This window comes from Pantoea sp. UBA5923 (genome assembly GCF_002431095.1).
Lineage (GTDB): Bacteria > Pseudomonadota > Gammaproteobacteria > Enterobacterales > Enterobacteriaceae > Pantoea > Pantoea piersonii.
Genome location: NZ_DJDN01000011.1, coordinates 6,496 through 28,036, shown reverse-complemented (window position 1 = coordinate 28,036; position 21,541 = coordinate 6,496). Strand labels below are relative to the sequence as shown.

Annotated in this window: 23 protein-coding genes; 21 read left to right on the top strand and 2 right to left on the bottom strand. The window is 58.0% G+C overall.

Going from position 1 to position 21,541, the window contains the following annotated elements; genetic code table 11:
• Nucleotides 1-37: 37 nt before the first annotated feature.
• The 13 genes from pqqC to B3797_RS02520 all read left to right on the top strand — a co-directional run bounded on the left by pqqC (nt 38) and on the right by B3797_RS02520 (nt 11,021).
• Nucleotides 38-742 (top strand): pyrroloquinoline-quinone synthase PqqC, encoded by a 705-nt coding sequence (gene pqqC / locus B3797_RS02580; RefSeq protein WP_311790298.1) that lies wholly within the window; start codon nt 38-40, stop codon nt 740-742.
• Nucleotides 743-746: 4 nt separating this feature from the next.
• Nucleotides 747-1,025 (top strand): pyrroloquinoline quinone biosynthesis peptide chaperone PqqD, encoded by a 279-nt coding sequence (pqqD, locus tag B3797_RS02575; protein WP_120452539.1) that lies wholly within the window; start codon nt 747-749, stop codon nt 1,023-1,025.
• Nucleotides 1,012-2,154: a pyrroloquinoline quinone biosynthesis protein PqqE gene (gene pqqE, locus B3797_RS02570; RefSeq protein WP_311781467.1), complete on the top strand. Its 1,143-nt coding sequence runs from the start codon at nt 1,012-1,014 to the stop codon at nt 2,152-2,154. Before pqqD ends, pqqE begins: the two co-directional genes overlap by 14 nt.
• Entirely contained in the window at nt 2,154-4,436 is a 2,283-nt protein-coding gene (gene pqqF / locus B3797_RS02565; RefSeq protein ID WP_311790297.1) for a pyrroloquinoline quinone biosynthesis protein PqqF, read from the top strand. The genes pqqE and pqqF overlap by 1 nt, the downstream gene beginning before the upstream one ends.
• Nucleotides 4,437-4,567: 131 nt before the next feature.
• Nucleotides 4,568-5,152, top strand: a complete 585-nt coding sequence (locus tag B3797_RS02560) for a YceI family protein (RefSeq protein ID WP_311790296.1) — start codon at nt 4,568-4,570, stop codon at nt 5,150-5,152.
• Nucleotides 5,153-5,624: 472 nt separating this feature from the next.
• Nucleotides 5,625-6,605 carry a 6-phosphofructokinase gene (locus B3797_RS02555; RefSeq protein WP_311790295.1) on the top strand — a complete coding sequence of 327 codons (981 nt, stop codon included), beginning with the start codon at nt 5,625-5,627 and terminating at the stop codon, nt 6,603-6,605.
• Between the two features lie 10 nt (nt 6,606-6,615).
• Nucleotides 6,616-6,930, top strand: a complete 315-nt coding sequence (locus tag B3797_RS02550; protein WP_120452549.1) for a PTS sugar transporter subunit IIB — start codon at nt 6,616-6,618, stop codon at nt 6,928-6,930.
• Nucleotides 6,923-8,290 (top strand): PTS sugar transporter subunit IIC, encoded by a 1,368-nt coding sequence (locus B3797_RS02545; protein ID WP_120452551.1) that lies wholly within the window; start codon nt 6,923-6,925, stop codon nt 8,288-8,290. Before B3797_RS02550 ends, B3797_RS02545 begins: the two co-directional genes overlap by 8 nt.
• Complete coding sequence (locus B3797_RS02540; RefSeq protein ID WP_120452552.1) at nt 8,277-9,119, top strand: class II fructose-bisphosphate aldolase; 843 nt, start codon at nt 8,277-8,279, stop codon at nt 9,117-9,119. Before B3797_RS02545 ends, B3797_RS02540 begins: the two co-directional genes overlap by 14 nt.
• Nucleotides 9,120-9,176: 57 nt before the next feature.
• Nucleotides 9,177-9,446, top strand: a complete 270-nt coding sequence (locus B3797_RS02535; protein ID WP_311790294.1) for a hypothetical protein — start codon at nt 9,177-9,179, stop codon at nt 9,444-9,446.
• A gap of 9 nt (nt 9,447-9,455) precedes the next feature.
• Nucleotides 9,456-9,893 (top strand): PTS sugar transporter subunit IIA, encoded by a 438-nt coding sequence (locus tag B3797_RS02530; RefSeq protein WP_311790293.1) that lies wholly within the window; start codon nt 9,456-9,458, stop codon nt 9,891-9,893.
• Nucleotides 9,890-10,486, top strand: coding sequence for a glucokinase (locus B3797_RS02525; RefSeq protein ID WP_311790292.1), 597 nt, complete (start codon nt 9,890-9,892; stop codon nt 10,484-10,486). The genes B3797_RS02530 and B3797_RS02525 overlap by 4 nt, the downstream gene beginning before the upstream one ends.
• A gap of 106 nt (nt 10,487-10,592) precedes the next feature.
• Entirely contained in the window at nt 10,593-11,021 is a 429-nt protein-coding gene (locus B3797_RS02520; protein WP_311781460.1) for a thiol-disulfide oxidoreductase DCC family protein, read from the top strand.
• A 5-nt stretch (nt 11,022-11,026) separates the two neighbouring features.
• On the opposite strand, the gene B3797_RS02515 is transcribed toward B3797_RS02520, so the two are convergent.
• The gene (locus B3797_RS02515) at nt 11,027-11,356 is read right to left on the bottom strand and encodes a cupin domain-containing protein (protein ID WP_311790291.1); all 330 of its coding nucleotides are present in this window, start codon (nt 11,354-11,356) and stop codon (nt 11,027-11,029) included.
• Between the two features lie 138 nt (nt 11,357-11,494).
• On the opposite strand from B3797_RS02515, the gene B3797_RS02510 reads away from it, so the two are divergent.
• The 7 genes from B3797_RS02510 (at nt 11,495) to B3797_RS02480 (ending at nt 18,166) form a co-directional block, all read left to right on the top strand.
• Nucleotides 11,495-12,133, top strand: coding sequence for an RpiB/LacA/LacB family sugar-phosphate isomerase (locus B3797_RS02510; protein WP_311790290.1), 639 nt, complete (start codon nt 11,495-11,497; stop codon nt 12,131-12,133).
• A gap of 232 nt (nt 12,134-12,365) precedes the next feature.
• Nucleotides 12,366-13,193: an MBL fold metallo-hydrolase gene (locus tag B3797_RS02505; protein ID WP_311781457.1), complete on the top strand. Its 828-nt coding sequence runs from the start codon at nt 12,366-12,368 to the stop codon at nt 13,191-13,193.
• Nucleotides 13,194-13,293: 100 nt separating this feature from the next.
• Nucleotides 13,294-14,409: an ABC transporter substrate-binding protein gene (locus B3797_RS02500; protein ID WP_311790289.1), complete on the top strand. Its 1,116-nt coding sequence runs from the start codon at nt 13,294-13,296 to the stop codon at nt 14,407-14,409.
• Nucleotides 14,410-14,540: 131 nt separating this feature from the next.
• Nucleotides 14,541-14,948, top strand: a complete 408-nt coding sequence (locus B3797_RS02495; protein ID WP_311790288.1) for a DUF2231 domain-containing protein — start codon at nt 14,541-14,543, stop codon at nt 14,946-14,948.
• A gap of 12 nt (nt 14,949-14,960) precedes the next feature.
• Nucleotides 14,961-16,253: a sorbosone dehydrogenase family protein gene (locus B3797_RS02490; RefSeq protein WP_311790287.1), complete on the top strand. Its 1,293-nt coding sequence runs from the start codon at nt 14,961-14,963 to the stop codon at nt 16,251-16,253.
• Nucleotides 16,254-16,883: 630 nt separating this feature from the next.
• A complete protein-coding gene (locus B3797_RS02485) occupies nt 16,884-17,513 on the top strand; it encodes a DapH/DapD/GlmU-related protein (RefSeq protein WP_311790286.1) in 630 nt (209 codons plus the stop codon).
• Nucleotides 17,514-17,551: 38 nt separating this feature from the next.
• The gene (locus B3797_RS02480) at nt 17,552-18,166 is read left to right on the top strand and encodes a glutathione S-transferase family protein (protein WP_311790285.1); all 615 of its coding nucleotides are present in this window, start codon (nt 17,552-17,554) and stop codon (nt 18,164-18,166) included.
• Between the two features lie 9 nt (nt 18,167-18,175).
• On the opposite strand, the gene B3797_RS02475 is transcribed toward B3797_RS02480, so the two are convergent.
• Nucleotides 18,176-19,495 carry an MFS transporter gene (locus B3797_RS02475; protein ID WP_311781452.1) on the bottom strand — a complete coding sequence of 440 codons (1,320 nt, stop codon included), beginning with the start codon at nt 19,493-19,495 and terminating at the stop codon, nt 18,176-18,178.
• Nucleotides 19,496-19,960: 465 nt separating this feature from the next.
• Between B3797_RS02475 and B3797_RS02470 the strand changes: the two genes are divergently transcribed.
• Nucleotides 19,961-21,541: PQQ-binding-like beta-propeller repeat protein (locus B3797_RS02470; RefSeq protein ID WP_311790284.1), on the top strand; the 1,581-nt coding region annotated here is incomplete at its 3' end.

Here is a 21,541-nt window from a genome sequence, read left to right as displayed (position 1 = left end):
GCGCCTGGTCGGGCGTGACGGTCCGGTCCTGCCGGCCATGCACCATGAGCAGCGGCCGCCCGGCGAGGCGGCGGACGGCGGCGACAGGGTCGGCGACGCGACGCGCGAGCAGATCCAGGGCTGGGTGGCGAACCGCTTCTACTATCAGACCAGTATCCCGCTGAAGGATGCGGCGATCATGGCGAACTGCCCCGATCCCGCAACGCGCCGCAAGTGGGTGCAGCGTATTCTCGATCACGACGGCAGCAACGGCCACGACGGCGGCATTGAAGCCTGGCTGCAGCTGGGTGAAGCGGTAGGGTTAACGCGCGAGGAGCTGCTGTCGGAGCGCCATGTGCTGCCGGGCGTGCGCTTCGCCGTCGACGCCTATGTTAACTTCGCGCGCCACGCTAACTGGCAGGAAGCGGCTTGCAGCTCGCTGACCGAGCTGTTCGCGCCGCAGATCCACCAGTCGCGTCTCGACAGCTGGCCGCAGCACTATCCCTGGATCAAGGAAGAGGGCTACTTCTATTTCCGCAGCCGCCTGAGCCAGGCGAACCGCGATGTCGAACACGGCCTGGCGCTGGCGCTTGAGTTCTGCGATACGGTAGAGAAGCAGAACCGAATGCTGGAGATCCTGCAATTCAAGCTCGATATTCTCTGGACCATGCTGGACGCCATGACCATGGCCTACGCGCTGAATCGTCCGCCTTACCATACGGTCACCGATAAGGCGGCCTGGCACACTACACGACTGGTATAACCCCATGAATGAAAACTCTATCCCCGCGTTCCGCCGCGGCTATCGTATGCAGTGGGAAGCCGCGCAGGAGAGCCATGTGGTGCTCTATCCGGAAGGCATGGCGAAGCTGAATGAAACGGCTGCCGCCATTCTGGAACGGGTAAACGGAAAAGAGAGTGTGGCCGCTATTATCGCCGACCTCGACGCGCGCTTCCCGGAAGCGGGCGGCGTCGGCGAAGACGTTAAAGAGTTTCTGCGCGCGGCGCATGAACAAAAGTGGATTATATTTCGTGACCCAGAATAAACCTGCCGTCAATCCGCCGCTCTGGCTGCTGGCGGAGCTGACTTACCGCTGTCCGCTGCAGTGTCCCTACTGCTCGAATCCGCTCGACTTCGCCCAGCAGGAGAAAGAGCTGACCACGGCGCAGTGGATTGAGGTGTTTCGCCAGGCGCGCGCCATGGGCAGCGTGCAGCTCGGCTTTTCGGGCGGCGAACCCCTGACGCGTAAAGATCTGCCGGAGCTGATCCGCGCCGCGCGTGATCTTGGTTTCTACACCAACCTGATTACCTCCGGCATCGGCCTGACCGAGAAGAAGCTGGACGCGTTCGCCGAGGCGGGTCTGGACCATATCCAGATTAGCTTCCAGGCCAGCGACGAGACGCTAAACGCCGCGCTGGCGGGGTCGAAAAAGGCGTTCCAGCAAAAGCTGGAGATGGCGCGAGCGGTAAAGAAACATGGCTATCCGATGGTGCTGAACTTTGTGTTACACCGTCACAACATCGATCAGATAGACAAGATTATCGACCTCTGCATTGAGCTGGAAGCGGACGACGTAGAGCTGGCCACCTGCCAGTTCTACGGCTGGGCGCAGCTGAATCGCCAGGGCCTGCTGCCGACGCGCGAGCAGATTGCGCAGGCGGAAGCGGTCGTCAGCCGCTACCGCGAACGCATGAGCGGCACTGGCAACCTGACCAATCTGCTGTTTGTTACGCCGGACTATTATGAAGAGCGCCCCAAACCCTGCATGGGCGGCTGGGGCGCGATCTTCCTCAGCGTCACGCCGGAAGGCACCGCGCTGCCGTGTCACAGCGCGCGCCAGCTGCCGGTAGCGTTTCCGTCGGTGCTGGAACAGTCGCTGGAGGATATCTGGTATCGCTCCTTCGGCTTTAACCGCTACCGCGGCTTCGACTGGATGCCTGAACCCTGCCGCTCGTGCGACGAGAAAGAGAAAGACTTCGGCGGCTGTCGCTGTCAGGCCTTTATGCTGACCGGCAATGCCGACAACGCCGATCCGGTGTGCAGCAAGTCGCCGCACCACGACGTAATACTTGAGGCGAGGCGCGAGGCGGCGTGCAGCGATGTGAAGATAGGGCAGCTGCAGTTCCGTAACCGTACCAATTCGCAGCTTATCTATAAAACCCGGACCTTTTGATGGTGCTGGATATCCGTCAGCTGCAGCTGAACGGCCTGCGCGTGACGCTGATCCATCAGCCCGACGCGCGGCAGGCCGCCGCGCTGGCGCAGGTTGCGGCGGGCAGCCATGACGAACCCGAAGCATGGCCTGGGCTGGCGCACCTGCTGGAGCATCTGCTGTTCAGCGACAGCGCCCGGTTTCAGGGCGATGCGCGGCTGATGCCCTGGGTGCAGGCCGCGGGCGGGCGGGTCAACGCCACCACGCTGACGCGCAGCAGCGCCTGGTTTTTCGAGGCCGAGGCGAGCCTGCTGGCCGAAGGCGTAGCGCGGCTGGCGGATATGCTGGCCGCGCCGCAGTTTACGCCTGACGCGATCGCGCAGGAGTCGGCGGTCATTGATGCCGAGTATCGGCTGATCCAGCAGCACACACCTTCCAGACGGGAAGCCGCGCTGAATACGCGCGTCACCGCGCCATCTGCATTTCAGCGCTTTCATATCGGCAGCCGCGACGCTTTTGGCGACGATGTCGGGGCGCTTAAGCAGGCGCTGCATCAGTTTCATCAGCGCTTCTTTCAGGCGGGTCAGACGCAGCTATGGCTGCAGGGGCCGCAGACGCTGGAGGAGCTGGAACAGCTGGCGCAAAGCGTTGCCCGGCAACTGCCGTCGGGGAGAGCGGAGCCATCAGCAGATACAATTCATTTTGCCGGGGATGCGGATATCGCGCTGGCGACTCAGGGGCCGGGAGAACTGCGCATCACCGCCGCTCTGCGCGGCGATATAGCCACGATACGTGACAACGTCACCTTGATGCGCGAGTTTTTACAGGATGAGGCGCCTGGTGGCGCGATGCACGCCCTGCGCCAGCAGGCGTGGGCGCAGCAGCTTGAGTTTACCTGGCTTAGCCTGGAAAGCGCAGGCGGCTGGCTGGCGCTGCAGTTCGAAACGGAACAACCAGAGGCGATCTGCGCCTGGTATCCGCAGGCGCTGCGCGCGCTGGCGCAGACCTCTCAGGCTCAGCAACGCCACTATCTGCGGCTGGCGCAGCAGCGTTTTGCCGCGCTTACGCCGCTCGATCAGCTGCGCGAGCGGGCGTTCGGGTTTGCGCCGCCCGCCCATACCGCAGGTTTTATCCCGCTGCTGCGCCAGCTGATGAGCGCGCCGCAGGCAAGGCTCTGGAGTTCGCCTGCGGTGCAGGGCGAAACGGTGGAAACGCAGGGGTTTACCCTGGCGCTGCAACCCTGGACGCCTGGCCACTTTAACGGCGCGCTGCCGACGCTGCGGTTTTATCCCCAGGCGACGCACGCCCCACATCTGACGCCGCCCGCTGCCCGCGCGCCGCTGCTGCACCTGGCGCCGGGCAAAGATCCGGTCACGCTGCTGCTGCGGCCCCCTTTTTTCACCACGCTTAGCCGTACGGCGGCCGTCGCTATCGACCGCTGCCTGCGTCCGCTTTTCGCGCTGCTGCGTCATCAGGGCGGCAGAGGAAGCTGGCGAGAGATCGAGGGCGTCTGGCAGCTGGAGGCGCAATTGCCGCCGGAGAGCGAAGCGTGGCTGGCGTCACTGCCGGACGCCTTGCAGCAGAGAGACAGCCTGACCGCCGAGCCGCCGCCGGACGATGTGGCGATCCGCGAGCTGCTGCGACGCCTGCCACAGGCTGTAGCGAGCGCTGCGCCTGCGGAGGGCTGGTGCGCGGCGCTTTATGGCGGCTCGCCGCAGCAGCATGACCTTATCGCAAGGTGGCTCTCGCCGCTGCCTGGGACAACAGACCATAAAGCCGCAGAGCCGGTGCAGGGCAACCGGCTGACCGTGAAACATCACAGCCGCGACGGCGCGCTGCTGCTGTTTCTGCCTTGCCCACCAGAGGTATCGCTGGCGGCGCTGCGCGCGCTGGCGCTGCTGATGGAACCGCGTTTTTTCCAGCGTATGCGCGTCGAACAGCAGATCGGCTACGTCGTCAGCTGCCGCTATCATCGCTGCGTCGACCGCGACGGCATTCTCTTTGCCTTGCAGTCGCCGCAGATCGTGCCCGATGTGCTGCTCAGGCAGTGCCATCTTTTTTTACAGCAGCTGCGGATACCTGATGATGCTGAATCGCTGGAAACGTTGAGAGCGCGTCTTAACGCACAGCTTAACGCCGCGCCGGACGCCACGAGCGCTTTGCAGTCCGGGCTACGCCAGGCACATGGGCTTCGCAATCTTGATAAGGCCTCAACAGAGACCCTTACGCTGACGCAGCTACATCAGGCGCAGGCGCAGCTCCTCAGCCAGTGGCATCACGCCGTTGTGGTGGCGACGCATTAAGCGCATTGACAATAATCACGCCAGGATATTGCTGAATTTATTTGAAAATTAAGACCAAAACTCTTCACTATATCTGCGCAAGCGTTTCGGAGACACTCAACGGGATTCGGCTGTTTTAAAAGGAACCCTAAGTGAAAAATATTAAACGTCTTGCGCTGCCGCTGCTGGCTGCCACCGCTCTCTACGTCCCGCTGTCACAGGCGGCCGCTCAGCAGTACGAGCTTAACCCGGAACATACCTCCGTTATCGTTACCTGGACCCATTTTGGCTTTTCCCATCCCACCGCTGATATTCCTGACAGTAAAGGAACGCTGGTGTTTGACAGTGAAAACCTAACGGCTTCTCGCGTTGACGTTACGCTGCCAGTTAGCCACATCGACAGCCATGTTCCTGCGCTGACGAAAGAGTTTAAAGGCGCGGAGTACTTTGATACCGCGAAATATCCGACCGCGACCTTCCACAGCACCAAAGTGGTTGCAAAGGGCGATAACAAGTTCGACGTGGAAGGCAACCTGACGCTGAAGGGCATCACTAAGCCGGTCACGCTGCACGCTACCCTGAACAAACAGGGCGAGCATCCGATGGTGAAAAAGCAGGCTATCGGCTTTGACGCCACCGGCACCATCAAGCGTTCTGACTTTAAGCTGGATAAATATGTGCCAGCCGTCGGCGACGACGTGACGCTGACTATTTCAACTGAAGCCTACGCGAAATAATGTCAGACCTCTCTCTTTAACAAGAGAGAGGTTATTTCCCGCCTTAATCCGCCTTATCAGTTAACCTCATATTCTCTCTTTTCTACTGGCGCTAAAGTCTGTTCTCTGCTGAAGAATCATTTGCCAGAAATTATCACCCCTTGCATAAATTAACCTTTAAATAAGTGGATGCGCCGTAAAAATGAGGTAGAAATCACAATTCTGCATCATGGTGAAAAATGCGAAATTCGCTGAGCGTACGCAACTAAAATGGCAGAGCGTTTTTTATCTCAACTTAATGAATAATAGCCAAAAAAAGAGATTTCTTTCTTTTTTGCTACTGCGATTAACCTCCCAAATATTGCCTCCATACGGAGCATGTCAAGCCTCATCCTCGCTCTGTCTCTGCTCACTTTGTGATATTCGTTGCAAATTTAAAAGGCGCCCACCGGAACAATAACCTCAGAGCGGATTAAGCAGAGAGGTTTTTACAATGAGAATTGGCATGGTGATAAGCGGAGGGGATGTCGCCGGAATTAATAATTTTATCTTTCAGGTGGCGCGACTGTCTCAGGCGGAGATGGTGTTATTTAACGGCGGCATTGCTGGTCTGCTTAATAACCATCATCAGGAGATCGCCTGGCGTGACCTGGTTGATTATTCCGTCGCCTCCATTCCTTTAATGCAGTCAGGCAGAACCGAAAAGAAATTAGTACGCAGCGAATATGAGCAAATAGCCAGGCAGCTTAAAGCGCTGCGCATAGAAATAGTCATTATGGCAGGCGGCGATGGTTCACTGCAGTTTTTGCATACGCTGAGCGAATTCGGCATTAACTGTTTCGGCGTCGGCATGACTATCGACAACGATGTTTTCGGCAGTGATTACACCATTGGTTTTTCCACCGCCTGCGAGCAGGTATTGAAAGAGGTGGCGAAGCTGCGCAATACCGGCCGGGCGCTTGCCGGACGCGTTTTTATGGCGGAGCTGCTGGGTGGCTTCTGTGGCGAGCTGACGCTACGCTCGGCGATTAAAAGCAACGCCGACTTCGCGCTGATCCCGGAGTGCCAGATCCCGGTGCCGCAGCTGGCAGAACGGATCCGGGCGCGGCTGGAGCGGCAGAACAGCGTAGTGATCCTCTGCTCAGAGGGCTACACGCGCGAATACTCGCCTGGCTTTCAGGGGGCAATCGACACCCTGATCAAACAGCTGGAGCCGCTGACGGGCGTGCGCATTCGTAAAACGATTATTGGTTACGGCCTGCGTAACGGCGATCCCACCTGCGAGGAGATTTATCAGGGCGCCATTATGGCGGAGGAAGTGGTGCGTTGTATTCAGTCGGGTATGCGGAATAAAGCGGTCATTATTAATGGCAGCAATAAACCTATCCCGATTGATTTATTGAGCATGAAAAAACGTCTTGTCGATACTGAAGGGCATTATTACAAACTCGCTAAACAACTGAATATAGTCTGAGGAGATAGCCATGCTTAAAATTTTATGTGTCTGCGGCTGCGGACTGGGTTCCAGTTTCGCTATCGAAATGAGCGCAAAGGCGGTATTAAAGAAGCTGGAAATTGAAGCCGACATCGATCACACCACCATATCGGAAGCGAATGCCTTTAAGTCCGATATTATTTTAACGCAAAAAGCTTTTGCCGACGTATTAAACGCCGACGCCAGCCCGGAAGAGATGAAACGCGTTATTGTGCTTAACCGGCTCACCGATAAAGGCGAAATTGAAGAAAAGATCCTGGCGTTTTTAAAAGAACACAATGTTAAGGTCGCGAATCATGAATAGCGTGATTAATTTCCTGGTCAGAGATCTGTTAGGGCAGGCATCTATTCTTATCGCCTTTATTGCGCTGATTGGCCTGCTGCTGCAGCGTAAGTCGGCGGGTAAAGTGGTGGAAGGCACCTTTAAAACCCTGCTGGGCTTTTTGATAATGATGGCCGGCATCAATATTATTGTCGGCGCGCTAACCTTCCTGAATACCATATTTACCCACGGTTTCGGCATGCAGGGCTATATCACCGATGTGGCCGCAATTGCCGGACTGGCGAACCGCGAGCTGGGATCGGAAGTGGCGCTGACGCTGCTGGTGATCTTTATCGTAAACATCATCATCGCGCGCATTACGCCCTTTAAATATATTTTCCTGACCGGGCAGGCGCTGCTGTGGATGGCCACTATCGGCACCGTGATTGGCTATAAGGCCGGACTGACCGGACTCCCACTGATCCTTACCGGCGGCATTTTCGGCGGCATTATGGCGGTTGTGATGCCTGCGCTGGCGCAGCCGGTGGTACGGCGCATCACCGACTCTGACGATATCGCGCTCGGCCATTTCTGTACTATCGGCTATCTGGTGCAGGCGGCGGTGGCGAAAGTGGTCGGCAAAGGCTCGCGATCTACGGAAGATCTCAAGCTGCCGGACAATTTCAAATTCCTGCAGGATACCTATCTGGCGATGGGCATCGTGATGGTGCCGATGTATCTCATCCCGGCGCTGGCCGCCGGACCCGCGTTTATCGCCTCTTACAGCAACGGCATGAACTACCTGATGTATGCCTTTATGCAGGCGATGCAGTTTGTCGCCGGGGTGTTTGTGCTCTACAGCGGCGTGCGGCTGCTGCTCAATGAACTGGTGCCGGCGTTTCGCGGCATCGCGATGCGGCTTGTGCCGAACGCCAGGCCTGCGCTCGACTGTCCGGTGCTGTTTCCCTATGCGCCCAACGCCGTGATTGTCGGCTTTCTCGCCACTACGCTCGGTTCGATCATCGGCATGATCGTCTTCCCCATGTTTGGCCTGGCGATGATCCTGCCCGGGCTGCTCACCAACTTCTTCGCCGGCGGCGCGGCTGGCGTGTTCGGCAACGCGCTCGGCGGTCGTCGCGGCGCGATGATCGGCGGCGTGGTGCATGGGCTGTTTATCACCTTTCTGCCCGCCATTCTGGTGCCGATGCTGGAAAGCTACGGTTTCACCGGCGTCACCTTCAGCGATGCCGACGTTATCAGCACCGGTCTGGTATTAGGCCACGCCTTCCAGGGCAACTGGCTGTTCGTCGCGCTGTTCGTGCTCTTTATTACCCTGATCGCCTGGTTTGTTAACGGAAAATCCACTAAGCCCCGTGAGGAAAATATCCATGAGTCTGTATAATTTTATCGATCTGCTGCAGGTAGCTAAACAACGAGAGTTTAAAGCGCTTGGCTCATTTAATTTGCACTGCCTGGAAATGCTGCCCGCGTTTTTTAAGGCGGCGGAAAAGACTAACAGCCCTTTAATGATCCAGATTTCGACCGGCACCGCGAAATATTTAGGCTACCGGCTGCTGGTAGACGCTATTTGTTCGCTGTCGGCCAGTAAAAATGTGCCGACCTGTCTGCACCTTGATCACTGTTCAGATTTAGCGGCAATTCAGACCGCCATTGATGCCGGGTTCAGTTCGGTGATGTATGACGGCTCGCATCTGCCGATTGACGAAAATATTGCGAATACGCGTCGCGTTATTGATATGGCGCGCCCGCGCAACGTGTCAGTAGAGGCGGAGCTTGGCGCAATAGGCGGCTCGGAGGATGGCAAAGTAGTGGCGCTGGAGGAGATCGCCTTTACGCCCGTAGAAGACGCCAGACGCTTCGTGAATGAAACCGGCGTCGATATGCTGGCTATCTCCATCGGCACCGTTCATGGCCTCTATACCGGCAAAGCGCATATCCAGCATCAGCGGCTGGCGGAGATCACCCAGGCGACCGGCACGCCGCTGGTGCTGCATGGTGGTACCGGCGTCAGTGATGAAGATATGCGGCTGGCGGTGCGCAACGGTATCGAAAAGGTCAATGTCGGCACTGAAATGAACGTGCAGTGGGTGGCGCGTTGCAAGCAGACGTTTGAAAAAGGCAAAGTGAACGACAGCGTGCGAAACTTTCTCGTTCCGGCGAATGACGCCGTGACGGATGTGTTAGTCGAGAAGATCCAGCTGTTCCGTTAATTTTCTTTTTCCACCATGAAATATCATTGCCCGGCGCGATTCGGGGCAGGAGAGGCTATGTTTGGATTTATGAAAAAGGCCACGCCAGATAAAAGCGTGGATGAGGCGGAAATTAATCAGCAGGCCAGCGAAGTAAACAGAGAAATAAGCGGGCTTGAACAGCGTCTGGAGATAAATTCCCGCGACGGCGAAGCGCAAAAGCAATTAATGCAGGCCTATAACCGGGCGCTGAGCTTATTTGCCAAAAGTAAACATCACCGCACTGAAATGGATGCGCTGTTCGTCAAAATGGATACGCTGCGCAATATTATGCGCAAGTCGATCTGAGGAGACCTGATGAGTATTAAACAGGTATTACAGGAGGCCAACGCCATTCAGGTCGGCGTCAGGGCGAGCGACTGGCAACAGGTGATTGCGCTCGCGGCGCAGCCGCTGGTACGCGGCGGCTATGTGAAAGCCTCCTATCCCGAAGCGGTTATCGCTAACACGCTGACGCATGGCGCTTACTATGTGTTTGAAGAGGGGATTGCCATTCCTCACGCGCGGCCGGAGAGCGGCGTGGTTAAAGATTGCTTTAGCCTGCTCCTGTTACAGGAGCCGATCTCGTTCGATGGCAGCGACAAAGCGGATATCGTCATTATGTTCGGCGCGCGCGACAGCAACGCGCACATTGAAGAGGGCATCCGCGCCATTGTCTCGCTGCTGGATAATGCGGAAACGCTGGCGCGCTTACGCCAGGCGAACAGCGTGGCGGAGGTAATGGATATCTTATGACGCTCGCAACCCAACCCAAACAGGTGGTGCTGGTAAACGGCATTCCCGCCTCCGGCAAAAGCACGCTGACCCAGGCGCTTGCCGCGCGGCTGAGCCTGCCGGTACTGACGCTCGACAGCATAAAAGAGCCCTTTATGGCGAGCTTCGCGTCGGTGGATCGCCAGCGCAATCGCCAGCTGGGCTGCGCCGCCTATCAGGCGATATGGAAAATCGTCGGGCAGGCACCGCCAGGATGCGTCTACCTGATTGACGCCTGGTTCGGCTTTCAGCCGAAAAGCGTACTGGAGGAGGGGCTGGCGAGCGCGGGCGTCAGCCGGGTGCTGGAGTTGTGGATGGCGATATCTCCGGACGAGGCGGCAGCGCGCTACCAGGCGCGGCTGTCGAACCGGATGCCAGGGCATCCTGGTGCGGAATATCTGCCGGAGCTGCGGCGGCTGGCGGAGCAGGCGAGGCCGATGGCGGCTGGCCCGATATATCAGGTTGACGCCAGCATGCCGGATACGGAGGGCGCCGAACGCTGGCTAAAGCAGCAATTACAGCCGCCGCGCATAACATCTTTCACCTCTGGTAACGCCCTGTATAGGCAGGGCTAAACTGAAACCGGCCGCAGGGTCGGTTATTTTATCCCCGCCTGCCGCTTGACGTCTGCGCAATTAATGACCGTACTTAATCAATAAATTGCCATTAAAGGAGAGCACTATGTCACTGCCACCCTTCCTCAAGCCAGGCGAAAAAGTTGTGCTCTATGACGGCATCTGCAAACTGTGCAATGGCTGGGTCAAGTTTCTGCTACGCAGGAAGCTTTCTCATCGCATCCGCTTTGCAGCTGTTCAGAGCGAAGAGGGTAAGGCGCTGCTGCGCTTTGCCGGACTGCCGGATGAAAACATACGCACTATCGTGCTGATTGACGGCGACCGTCACTGGATCCGCGCCCAGGCGATTTTGCGCGTTATGCGACTGATGCCTTTCCCCTGGGGGTTGATCTCGCTGCTGAGGTTCATTATCCCCGACTTTATCAGCAACTATTTCTACAACCGCATCGCCGTCAACCGCTACCGGCTGTTTGGCTGCTACGAGGCGCAGCTTCCGGTGACCGCCGACTATCCGGGACGTTTTTTGCATTCCTGATAACGTCACTTCGGCGACAAAAAGTCAGCACGCTGCGGGGTAAAGGTATCCAGCAGCGTGCCTGCCTCAAGGCAGACGCAGCCGTGTTCGACGTTCGGGCCTTTATAGAGGGTATCGCCCGCACTGACCTCCTGAGTAACGCCAGCGATAGTAAAGGCGAAGCGACCGCTCAAAACAAAGGTCAGCTGTTCATGCGGGTGATGATGCAGCGGGCCTACTGCGCCCCGTTCAAAGGTGACCTCCACCGCCATCATCGTGCCGCCATGCGCCAGCACGCGGCGCGTTACGCCATCGCCTAAATCTTCCGGCTGCGTCTGCGATCGGTATACAAACATATGCGCTCCTCATTCAGGTCAGGTTGCTGCCTGCCGTTTTTGTGACTTTCCTCACGGCGCGACGTGCGATTAACGCATGCACTTTAGCCGCTTTTGATTAAAATGAAACGGTGTTTCATAAATAATTAAGGGCAGATCATGAAAATCGCATTAATGATGGAAAACAGCCAGGCGGCTAAAAACGCTGTTGTGCGCCAGGAGCTGGAAAATGTGGCGCAGCCGCTGGGCCATCAGGTCTTTAACGTTGGCATGAGCGACGAGCAGGATCACCATCTGACCTATATTCACCTCGGCATCATGGCCAGCGTGCTGCTGAACAGCAAGGCGGTCGATTTTGTTGTCGCCGGCTGCGGTACCGGACAGGGCGCGCTGATCTCTCTTAACCTGCATCCGGGCGTGGTCTGCGGCTACTGTATCGATCCGGCGGACGCCTACCTGTTTGCCCAGATCAACAACGGCAACGCGCTGGCACTGCCGTTTGCCAAAGGCTTCGGCTGGGGCGCGGAGCTTAACCTGCGCTTTATTTTCGAAAAAGCCTTCACCGGCGAAAAAGGGCTGGGTTATCCGCCAGAGCGGAAAGAGCCGCAGGTGCGCAACGCCGGTATCCTTAATCAGGTAAAAGCGGCGATGCTGAAAGAGAACTATCTCGATACGCTGCGCGCGCTGGATCCAGAACTGGTGCGCACCGCGCTCAGCGGCCCGCGTCTGCAACACTGCCTGTTCGAACACGGTCAGGTGCCGGAAATTGCCGACTTCGTGCGTCAGATCGCACAGTAACGCTTTTGCAGGCGTGCGGTGTCCACCGCGCGCCTCTCTCTTCCTGCTAAACCTCCTCGCCAGCGTCGCGCCTGATTTTCCCGCTCCTTGCGAATGCGCACGCAATAAAGAATTACTCAGACGATTGTGCCGCTCACGCTTGCAGATGCGGCAGAGCTGACCATTATTGTTAATTAACCCGTTCATCATTAACCAGCTTTTGACCGACAGGGCGAAAGGCAAGGAGGAAGAAATGCGCGTTCATCACCTTAACTGCGGCTGTATGTGTCCCTTTGGCGGCGCGCTCTATGACGGATTCAGCCGCTCGCCGATGGCGCATCTCAGCTGCCACTGTCTGCTGCTGGAGACAGACGCGCACGGGCTGGTGCTGGTGGATACCGGCTTTGGCCTGCAGGATATGGCACGTCCCGGCCATCGGCTGTCAGGTTTTTTTCGGCTGTTTAACAATATTCAGTTCGACCGCAAACTCAGCGCATGGCAGCAGGTTGTCGATCTCGGTTTTAAACCAGAGGATGTGCGCCATATTATCCTGACGCATCTCGATTTCGACCATGCGGGCGGCATCAGCGACTTTCCCCATGCGCGCGTGCATCTGCTGCAGCGGGAGCTGGATACGGCACCAGTGCGGCAGAGCTGGCTGCAGCGGCAGCGTTTTCGTCCGCAGCAGTGGGGCAATCACAGCGGCTGGCGCGGCTATGCCAGCGGCGGCGAGCGCTGGTTCGGCTTTGATGCGGTGAGGGCGCTCGACGATCTTAACGACGAGGTGCTGCTGGTGCCGCTGCCCGGCCACACGCTGGGTCACGCGGGCGTCGCGGTGCGCCAGGGCGACGGCTGGCTGCTGCACGGCGGTGACGCCTGGTTTTACCGCGAGGAGATGCGCCAGCCGGAGCGGCACTGTACGCCTGGGCTGCGGTTCTACCAGTGGATGATGTGCAGCGATCGTGAAGCCTGGCGTACTAATCAACAGCGGCTGCGCGCGCTTTCTCTGCAAACCGACGCGAAAGTGACGCTGTTTTGCAGCCACGACCGGCGCGAGCTGGGCCTGCTCGACGGCCGTTAAAAACATTTTTTCTCCGCCTCTTCTCCTTTAACCCATTTTGCGTGATAGTAACGGCGCTTTACACAAATAATTATCATTATCATTTGTATGGGTTAGCTGAATGAAAAAATGGATGTTAGCGCTGGGGTTGTTATGCATAGCGGGAACGGCTGCGGCCAAAACTATTACCGACGTGGCGGGCCGTCAGGTTGAGGTCGCCGCCGAGTCGAAACGTATTATCTTAGGCGAGGGGCGGCAAATTTATCTGCTGGCGGCGTTCGACACCGACGCGCCATTTCAGCGCGTGGTGGGGTGGCGCGACGACTTTCACAAAGCGGACTGGGATGGCTATCGGGCTTATGAGGCGCGTTATCCGCAAATTAAGGCGCTGCCGACCTTTGGCGGCGCGAAAGACGGCACCTTTAACGTCGAGCAGGCGCTGACCCTGAAGCCCGATCTGGTGCTGATGAACCTGGAATCCAGAGCGGCGACCGATGAAGGGAAGCTGATTGAGAAGCTGCAGGCGGTCGGTATCCCGGTTGTCTTTATCGACTTTCGCGAAGCGCCGATGGTTAACGCGGAAAAAAGCATTCGCATCATGGGCGAACTGCTGAATAAACCGGAGCGCGCGCAGGCGATTATCGATTTTCGCCGCCAGCAGATCGAACGCGTGACCGCGCGGCTTCAGGATTTCCACGGCCCGCGCCCGAAAGTGATGATTGACCGCGCAGGCGGCTATACCGATGAATGCTGCATGTCATTCGGCAATGAAAACTTTGGCCAGATGGTAGAGATCGCGGGCGGCAGCAATATTGCGAAGGATTTGATCCCCGGTACCTTCGGCACGCTTAACCCGGAGCAGATTATCGCCAGCCGTCCCGACGTCGTGGTGGTAACCGGCGCCAACTGGAAGAACTACAATACCGTCGGCAAATGGGTCGGCGTTGGGCCGGGCGCCGACACGAAGGAAGCCGAAGCGCGCCTGCGCACCTTGATGATGCGCGACGCCTTTAAAACCCTGCCGGTCGCGCATAACGGCCACGCGCACGCTATCTGGCATCAGTTCTATGACAGCCCTTACCAGTTCGTCGCCATCCAGGCGCTGGCGAAGTGGCTGCATCCCGATCTCTTTGCCGATCTCGATCCAGACGCCACGTTCCGTGAATTTCACGAAAAGTTTTTACCGCTGCCTTATCAGCCGGGCTACTGGGTAACGCTGCCCGCGGACAAAAGCTGAGTCTCAGGCTGCGGCAGGGACGCCGCGGCATCATCTCCTGAATCTTTCCGTCATCTTTCTTCATATTTACTAATATTTTACAGGCGCGGCGCGTTTTACGCGCTCTATCGCTCAATGACATGGAGATGATAATGACCAGAACCTCGGGACGATCGGCTTTCGCCGTGGCGCTTTACACGCTGTTCGAACCTGTGCCGCTCGGCTTTTTTGTGGCGGCATGGATCTTCGACATCATTTACCTTAACAGTTTCGTCGTGGAGTGGACGCACGCCGCCAGCTGGCTGATCGCCATCGGGCTGGTCATCGCCATTGTTCCGCGTCTTATCGCCCTGATTGACCTCTTTCGCGGCGGCAGCCGCGCGGAGAAGGTGCATTTCTGGATCACTCTGCTGGCGATAGCGCTGGCGATTGTGAACGCCTTTGTTCACAGCCGCGACGCTTACGCCGTGGTGCCGTCCGGCGTAACGCTGTCGACGCTTGTGGTGGCGCTGATGCTGATCGCCAACGTTCAACTTGCGCTGCGTCAGCGCACAGCTTAAGGAGAAGCATCGATGAAAAAGCAAACGCTTATCGCTATGGCGCTGACCGCGCTTCTCGCTGGCTGCGACAGCGGCGCACAGCTCGATCCGCAAAAACAGACGGGGCCGAACCCGGAGCTGCCGGAAGCGAAGAACTTCTTTATGCCGCCGATGCAGGTGCCGGAAGGGGTGCCGTGGAAGCAGGGTGAGATGCCGAAGGTCGCGCAGGGGCTGAAGATTGAGAAGATCGCCGAGAATCTCAAACATCCGCGCCAGGTGCTGACGCTGCCGAACGGTGACGTGCTGGTGGCGGAGGCAAACGGCCCGGCTAAACCGACCACGCGGCCCAAACAGCTGATTATGGGCATCGTGCAGAAAGCCTCTGGAAAAGGCGGCGAGGGTGGCAACCGCATTACGCTGCTGCGCAACGTGAACGGCAAATGGGAGCAGCACACCTTTATTGAAAATCTCTCTTCGCCCTTTGGCATGCAGCTCATCGGCAATACGCTCTATGTCGCCAATGCCGATAGCCTGGTGAAATTCCCTTATCAGGAAGGCGAAACCGAGATCCGCACCCCGCCGCAGCGGGTTACCGATCTTCCTGGTGGCCCCATTAACCACCACTGGACTAAATCGCTGGTCGCCAGCCCCGACGGCAGCAAGCTCTATGTCGGCATCGGCTCCAACAGCAATATTACCGAGAACGGTATCGGCGCTGAATACCATCGCGCCGCTGTGCTGGAAGTGGACGCTGCGACCGGCGCAAGCCGCCTTTACGCCACCGGGCTGCGCAACCCGACCGGCCTGCAGTGGGAGCCGCAGAGCAACCGGCTGTGGGCTGTTGTCAACGAGCGCGACGAAATCGGCTCCGACCTGGTGCCGGACTATATGACTTCCGTACAGGAGAACGGTTTTTACGGCTGGCCTTACAGCTATTTCGGTCAGCATGTGGATACGCGCGCGCAGCCGCAGCGTCCCGATCTGGTGGCGAAAGCGATTAAGCCGGATTATGCGCTCAGCTCGCACGTCGCGCCGCTGGGCCTGCTCTTCTATCAGGCGGATAATATGCCGCAGTATCGCGGCGGCGCTTTCGTCAGCGAGCATGGCAGCTGGAACCGCTCGCCGCTTAACGGCTATCAGGTGGTGTGGGTGAAATTTGAAAATGGCAAACCGGTCGGCATGCCGCAGCCGGTCGTGACCGGATTTCTTACCGACGATCAGAAGCAGGTAAGGGGCTTGCCGGTAGGGCTGGCAGCCGATCGTCAGGGCGGGCTGTTAATTGCGGATGACGCCGGCAATACGGTGTGGCGCGTTAGCGCGAAGTAATAAATCGCAGGCATAAAAAAAGGATTTGGCGTCATGGCCAAATCCTTTCTTTTTTTGTTCGCTTAACGGCTGGTGACCGCGCTGCGAACGAGGTGCTCAGCACTCTCCACAAGTGCGATTCTAAATAGCGCAGAGAAATATTTCAAGTTTCGCTAAAATACTGTATGGTTATACAGGTGTTGGGCGCAAAGCGGACCTCCAGCTGACTGGCGGCTCCCAGGGGCACAGTTTTGAAAATCCCGGCAGGCATCAGGTGGTGCTGGCCTGTGGCTTTAGCAACGAGTGCCGCTCAGCGCTCTCCACAAGATGTGCTTAGGCGCCCGGCGGGTAGAGTCAAAGCCTCGGTAGCCGAACAGCGCGCTCCTGTTGAAGGAGAAGGAAAGTGATGGAACTGATTAGATTGCTCCTGGATCTTATCCGGGTCATCTTGCAGATCATCGTTGCCCTTTTGCAACTGACCGGCCAGGCTCACTAGCCGGAACTTGAATAAAGGCGGAGCTGACCACTCCGCCTTTTTCGTCGGGTTTACCTCTCTGTCTTCTGGATGTCATCTTCGACCGTTACCGTCAGCGCTGTTTCCGGCGCGCCGGGCGCGCGGCTTATCCAGACATCTGACCAGACGAGGCTTTTATGTCTTTGCACGCCATCTCTTCCGCCAGACTGCAGCAAACCTTTATCCACGACAGCGTACGTATGCGCGACACCACTGTCGGGCAGCAGTGCGAGATCCTGGCGCACAGCTATCTCGAATACAGCACGCTGGGCGACTTCTCCTACCTTGGCGAACACTGCAACGTGGCGGACGCGCAAATAGGCCGCTTTACCGCTATCGCCAACCATGTGCGACTGGGCGCGCCGAATCATCCAATGGAGCGCGCTTCGCAGCACCGCTTCACCTATTGCCCGGAGTATTACGACGCCAGCGCCGCGCGAGACAGCGGATTTTTTGCCGACCGGCGCGCCGCACGCGTGATTGTCGGCCATGACGTCTGGATTGGTCACGGCGTGATCGTGCTGCCCGGCGTTACGATCGGCAACGGCGCGGTGCTGGCGGCAGGCGCGGTGGTGACAAAAGATGTCGCGCCCTACAGCGTAGTGGGCGGCGTGCCGGCGAAACCGATCCGCATGCGCTTTACGCCCGCCATCGCCGCGCGTCTGCAACAGATCGCCTGGTGGGAGTGGCCGCTGGAGAAGCTGATGGCGAACCTGGCTGATTTTCAGTCTGGCGACATTGAGCGCTTCTGCGAACGCCACGGCTGACTACACTTAACCGATCGCAACCCAAACAGGAGAGCGCTATGTTTACGCTCTATGGCGTACCGGGCTGGGGATCGGCTATCAGCGAACTGATGTTCTGCCTTTGCCGCGAGCCTTATCACTGGGTGGATGTGTCCGGTTTTGACCAGCCGGGCAAAGCGCGCGCGCGGCTGCTGGCGCTTAACCCGCTGGGGCAGGTGCCTGTTTTGCAGAAAGAGGATGGTGCGGTGCTGACGGAGAGCGCTGCCATTGCGCTGATGCTGGCGGATCGCAACCCTGCGCTGCTCCCGCCGGTCGGCAGCGCGCAGCGCGATCGCTTTTACCACTGGCTGGTGTGGCTGGTGGCCGCTATCTATCCCACCTTTACCTATGGCGACTACCCGCAACGCTGGACTGCTTCCGGCGCGGAGGAGCTGAAACAGAGCACTGACGCCCATCGCGAAAGCGGCTATCGCTGGCTTGAGTCGCAGCTCGGCGAGAGCGCTTTTCTGCTGGGCGATAAGATTACGCTGCTCGACGCTTATCTGCCGGTGCTGGTGAGCTGGCAACCGCGCGAGGCCTGGTTTCAGGCCAACACGCCGAAGCTGTGGGCGATTGCGCAGCGCGTCAAGAGGCGGGAAGAGCTACAGACCGTGATCGCGCGCAACCATCTGTAGCTCCCGCTGTTACAGCGCCTGCTGCGCGACCCCGGGCGCGTTTTGCGGCTGAAGACGTTTTTCCGGCTGCAGCAGCGTCATCGCCAGCATACTGCCCAGCGCAACCACTGCGGTTACGGTAAACATCGCATTGTAGCCGTAATACTCCGCCAGCCAGCCGCACAGCATCGGCGAAACTATAGAGGCAAGATTGGCGATAGCCAGCGTCATGCCGCTGAAGGCGCCGACGGACGCTTTAGGGGTTACGTCGATTACCACAGACCAGTAAACGTTATTGACCATCGCATTCAGCGCGTTGCCAAGCGTCATCAGCGCAATAATCGCCGTTGCCGATCCAACGTAAGGAATGGCCATAAAACAGCAGGCGGTGCCCAGCAGCGTGACGGCGGCAAACAGGTTGCGCGCCACGCGCAGGTTACGAAAGCGTGTCAGCAGGCGATCGGCGAGGCGGCCGCCGAACAGGACGGTAATGCAGGCTCCGCTCCAGGGGATCATGGCGACGTACCAGAGCGAATGAAGATCGTAATGGAAGCTATCCTGCAGGTATTTCGGCAGCCATGTCACCAGCGTAAAAGTGATATAGAGAAAGGAGAAATAGCCCAGCGCATTACACACCAGGGTACGGCTGGTAAAGAAGCGCCACCAGGGCAGCGGCGCATCGTCATGCGCGTCCTGGCCTTGGCCGCTACGGATCAGCGCACGCTCCGCCGCGTTCACCGCTGGCTGCTGATCGGGAGAGTCGCTGAAGGTACGCGCAAACAGCAGCATCGCCAGCAGCGAGAAAACGCCCAGCAGGATAAACATCATGCGCCAGTCGTGGGTCAGCAGCAGCAGGCCGACCGCAATCGGCGCAGTTAACAGCGAGCCGGCCTGCGTAGAGAGTAGGCCAATGCCCAGCGCGAAACCGCGCTCGTTATCCGGCGCCCAGTGAGCGATCGCCTTGTTCATCAGCGCATAGGCGGGGCCTTCGGAAAAGCCGAACAGAATGCGCAGGGCGGCAAACCCCATAATTGCCGAGCCGCCAAACAGCGCCATACCCAGATCGCCTGCCCAGGCGGTAGCGATCTCCAGCAGCGACCAGAGCACGCCTGCCATCAGCCACACCTTTCGGGTGCCAAGCCGATCCGCGAGGAAACCGCCGCACAGCGAGCCGAAGAGATAACCAAACCCGAAATAGCTCAGCACCGCGCCCAGCTGCACTTTATTGAAGTGATATTCCTGCGAGATGGCGTTAGCGGCGAACGACAGCGCCCCACGATCGACGTAGTTGATCAGCGCAACAAAGAACAACAGCGAAAAAATAACGTAACGATAGCGACTCGGCTGCATACTGCTTCTCCTGCATAAATAAGGTCAGCATGAGACAAGCAAGATTGATGCCGAAATCTCTTACAACGGGCTGGCAGGGTGTTTCAGGCGGCTGAGGCTTTATCTGGCGTTGAAATAAACGCGTCGGCGCATCATCTGGGTGCAAAAAAGCCGCTTTCTGAGGTCGGGAATGCCTGCCAGGCCGGGTCAGCGTTAAGTAAATGTGGGTTTTCTGACAGCAGTCTGAACAAAAGATGCGGTAAAGCAGGGGAATTAATTAGCCGCGCGCTATCAATATCAGTAGCGTACTGGTCATCCCGCCTCTGGACAGAGAGCTTGTCCCCACTTCGTCAGCCCCTCATTCGTTAGCCTTGCTTAAGATCTGGTATATAAACAGTTTTTACGAAAAATTTACCTAAGTTAAAATAACGTTGAAGTTATGTGTATTTATTTTATTTCGACCCTTGAATGAGGAAGAGAAGGATCATGGTTAACAAGCTAACCAGTATCGTGATGGCGATTGTCGCCGTTGCGATGCTCTATATGGGCGGAAAGCTTCTGCTGCTGGGGGGCAGCGCGTTTTATGCGCTGATGGCCGCAGGCTTACTGCTCGCGGCGATACTGCTGTTTCTCAATAAACGTAGCGCCTTAACGCTGTACGCGCTGCTGATGTGGATCACGCTGTTCTGGACAGTCTGGGAAGTCGGCTTCGATAAATGGCAGTGGATCCCGCGCGGTGACCTGTTTGGTCTGTTCGGCGTGTGGCTGGCGCTGCCTTGGGTGGTGCGTCCGCTTACCCAGCGTAAGTTCCATCCTTTCCTGGGCTCCACGGTGGTGATTATGATCGCCCTCGTTATCGGTCTCTGCTTTTACGATCCGCTGCCGCAGCAGGGAACCATTACCAATGCGCGCACGCCTTCAGCCTCGACCGGTGCAGGCAATGACTGGACGGCCTATGGTGGCTCCACCAATGGGCAGCGCTTCTCTTCGCTGAATCAGATCACCAAAGACAATGTGAAAAATCTTGAGGTGGCCTGGACTTATCACACCGGCGATCTGCGTAAAAGCGATGACGCTACTGAGTATACCTTCGAGGCGACGCCGCTGAAGGCTAACGGCATGCTCTACTTCTGTACGCCGCATAACGAGGTGCATGCGCTTGATCCTGAAACCGGCGCGGTGAAATGGAAATATGCGCCGCCGCAGGATCGCTCCTATATGCAGCAGCACCAGACCTGTCGCGGCGTCGGCTTTTATGACGGCGGCAGCGCGGCGGCGGAGAGCAGCGCCTCGCAGCCAGCCATCTGCCGTAAGCGTATCTTTAACGCCACGACCGATGCGCAGCTGGTGGCGCTGGATGCCGACAGCGGCAAGCCATGCGCTGATTTCGGCCAGAACGGCGTGGTCGATCTGCATGCCAATATGGGCGAAGTGCGCCCGCATGCGCTGATGCAAACGTCAGCGCCGCTGGTTGCAGGCAATCTGGTGATTGTCGGCGGCTCGGTAATGGACAACGGCTTTAACCGCGGCAACCCGTCCGGCGTCATCCGCGCCTATGACGTGACCACGGGCCGTCTGGTGTGGAACTTCGATCCCGCCAATCCTGAGCAAACCCAGCCGATTGCGGCGGATGCGATCTATCCGCAGGATACGCCTGTAGCCTGGGCGACGCTGAGCGCCGACCTGAAGAATGGCCTGGTCTACGTGCCTTTCGGCAACGCTTCGCCGGATGAAGTGGGCATCGAGCGCGACCCCAACAGCAATACGGAGAAATTCCGCGATGCGCTGGTGGCGCTGGATCTGAAAACCGGCGCCTTTAAATGGCGTTATCAGAGCGCTAATCACGATCTCTGGGACCGCGATAACCCGTCTCAGCCGTCGCTGGTGGATATCGACTATCAGGGCAGCCAGCAGCCGGCTGTCATCCTGCCGACCAAAACCGGCAACCTGTTCGTGCTCAATCGCCTGACCGGCCAGCCGATTTATCCGGTTAATCAGGTGAAGGTATCGACCGAAGGCGGCGTCGAGGGCGAGAAGTTCGCGGCCACGCAGCCGGTCTCCAGCCTG